The organism is Mycobacterium sp. 1245499.0, assembly GCF_001673615.1.
In the GTDB taxonomy this organism is placed as follows: Bacteria; Actinomycetota; Actinomycetes; order Mycobacteriales; family Mycobacteriaceae; genus Mycobacterium; species Mycobacterium europaeum_A.
The window spans coordinates 1-646 of the sequence record NZ_LZMG01000207.1 but is presented as its reverse complement, the minus strand read 5'-3'; the positions used below and the strand labels follow the sequence as shown (position 1 = coordinate 646).

The following is a 646-nucleotide window of genomic DNA, read 5'->3' as shown; positions in this document are numbered from 1 at the left end:
GCGGGACAAGTCGGCCCCGAACGGTGAACCGTTCGGGGCCGATTGCTTTACTGGGCCGGTTACTTCTCCAGCGTGAATTGCCCCACATTGGTGACACCCTTGCGGAAGAAGTTTTCGCAGCCGGTCAGGTAGTGCATGTACTTGTCGTAGACTTCTTCGGACTGCAGGGCGACCGCCTGCTCGCGATTGGCCTCGAGTGCCTCGGCCCACAGGTCCAAGGTCCTGGCGTAGTGCAGCTGCAGCGACTGGACGCGGGTCAGGTCGAAGCCCGCGGTCACTCCGTACTCGCCGACGGTCTGCGGCGTCGGCAGCCAGCCGCCGGGGAAGATCTCGGCCAGGATGAACTGCGAGAACTGCACGATTTCGTGGGTCAGCTTCAGGCCCTTGGCCCGCGCGTCTTTGAACGACGGCCGAACGATGGTGTGCAGCAACATCACTCCGCCGGGCGGCAGCGCCTGGTAGGCCATTTTGAAGAAGCGGCCGTAGCGCTGCCGGCCGAAGTGCTCGAACGCGCCGATGGACACGATGCGGTCCACGGGCTCGTGGAACTTCTCCCAGCCCTCCAGCAGCACCCGCCGGCTGCGGGGGGTGTCCATCTGATCGAAGGACTGCTGCACGTGCTCGGCCTGGTTTTCCGACAGTGTGA

The 646-nt window shown here is 64.4% G+C and carries 1 protein-coding gene; it reads right to left on the bottom strand.

Going from position 1 to position 646, the window contains the following annotated elements; all coding sequences use genetic code 11:
• Positions 1 to 59: 59 nt before the first annotated feature.
• The coding region (locus A5646_RS11840) for a class I SAM-dependent methyltransferase (RefSeq protein WP_067021834.1) at positions 60 to 646 on the bottom strand (587 nt) is incomplete at its 5' end.